This window comes from Lentilactobacillus senioris DSM 24302 = JCM 17472, from assembly GCF_001436555.1.
In the GTDB taxonomy this organism is placed as follows: Bacteria; Bacillota; Bacilli; order Lactobacillales; family Lactobacillaceae; genus Lentilactobacillus; species Lentilactobacillus senioris.
The window spans coordinates 1-1,750 of the sequence record NZ_AYZR01000005.1; the positions used below are offsets into that span (position 1 = coordinate 1).

A 1,750-nucleotide genomic window follows, 5' to 3' on the forward strand; every position below is an offset into this window, starting at 1 on the left:
GTAGACCTTTGAAAACTGAACAAAATATTCGATGAAAACAAATGTGCTGGGCGTCTTGATTTATCAAGACCAAAAACATTTGCGAAGTCAATTCGCTTTTAAGTAACAAATTAAAATCATGAGCTTACAAACAGCTCAGGTAAAACTGAGAGTTTGATCCTGGCTCAGGACGAACGCTGGCGGCGTGCCTAATACATGCAAGTCGAACGCGTCTTGGTGAATGATCGGCGGTGCTTGCACCAAAGAGATTTCACAATGAGACGAGTGGCGAACTGGTGAGTAACACGTGGGGAACCTGCCCATAAGCAGGGGATAACACTTGGAAACAGGTGCTAATACCGTATAACAATGTAAACCGCATGGTTTACATTTGAAAGATGGTTTCGGCTATCACTTATGGATGGACCCGCGGCGCATTAGCTAGTTGGTGAGGTAACGGCTCACCAAGGCAATGATGCGTAGCCGACCTGAGAGGGTAATCGGCCACATTGGGACTGAGACACGGCCCAAACTCCTACGGGAGGCAGCAGTAGGGAATCTTCCACAATGGACGAAAGTCTGATGGAGCAACGCCGCGTGAGTGAAGAAGGGTTTCGGCTCGTAAAACTCTGTTGTTGGAGAAGAACATGGATGAGAGTAACTGTTCATTTATTGACGGTATCCAACCAGAAAGCCACGGCTAACTACGTGCCAGCAGCCGCGGTAATACGTAGGTGGCAAGCGTTGTCCGGATTTATTGGGCGTAAAGCGAGCGCAGGCGGTCTTTTAAGTCTGATGTGAAAGCCTTCGGCTTAACCGGAGAAGTGCATCGGAAACTGGGAGACTTGAGTGCAGAAGAGGACAGTGGAACTCCATGTGTAGCGGTGAAATGCGTAGATATATGGAAGAACACCAGTGGCGAAGGCGGCTGTCTGGTCTGTAACTGACGCTGAGGCTCGAAAGCATGGGTAGCGAACAGGATTAGATACCCTGGTAGTCCATGCCGTAAACGATGAGTGCTAAGTGTTGGAGGGTTTCCGCCCTTCAGTGCTGCAGCTAACGCATTAAGCACTCCGCCTGGGGAGTACGACCGCAAGGTTGAAACTCAAAGGAATTGACGGGGGCCCGCACAAGCGGTGGAGCATGTGGTTTAATTCGATGCAACGCGAAGAACCTTACCAGGTCTTGACATCTTCTGCTAACCCAAGAGATTGGGCGTTCCCTTCGGGGACGGAATGACAGGTGGTGCATGGCTGTCGTCAGCTCGTGTCGTGAGATGTTGGGTTAAGTCCCGCAACGAGCGCAACCCTTATTGTTAGTTGCCAGCATTTAGTTGGGCACTCTAGCAAGACTGCCGGTGACAAACCGGAGGAAGGTGGGGATGACGTCAAGTCCTCATGCCCCTTATGACCTGGGCTACACACGTGCTACAATGGACGGTACAACGAGTCGCGAAACCGCGAGGTCAAGCTAATCTCTTAAAGCCGTTCTCAGTTCGGATTGCAGGCTGCAACTCGCCTGCATGAAGTCGGAATCGCTAGTAATCGTGGATCAGCATGCCACGGTGAATACGTTCCCGGGCCTTGTACACACCGCCCGTCACACCATGAGAGTTTGTAACACCCAAAGCCGGTGGGGTAACCTTTTAGGAGCCAGCCGTCTAAGGTGGGACAGATGATTAGGGTGAAGTCGTAACAAGGTAGCCGTAGGAGAACCTGCGGCTGGATCACCTCCTTTCTAAGGAATAAAACGGAAACCAGTACATTTCATC

General features: G+C 50.7%; 1 rRNA gene. It reads left to right on the plus strand.

Annotation, left to right across the window (positions count from 1 at the left end):
• The first annotated feature begins 141 nt into the window (after positions 1-141).
• Positions 142-1,716 (plus strand): 16S ribosomal RNA (locus FC56_RS02650).
• Positions 1,717-1,750: the final 34 nt, after the last annotated feature.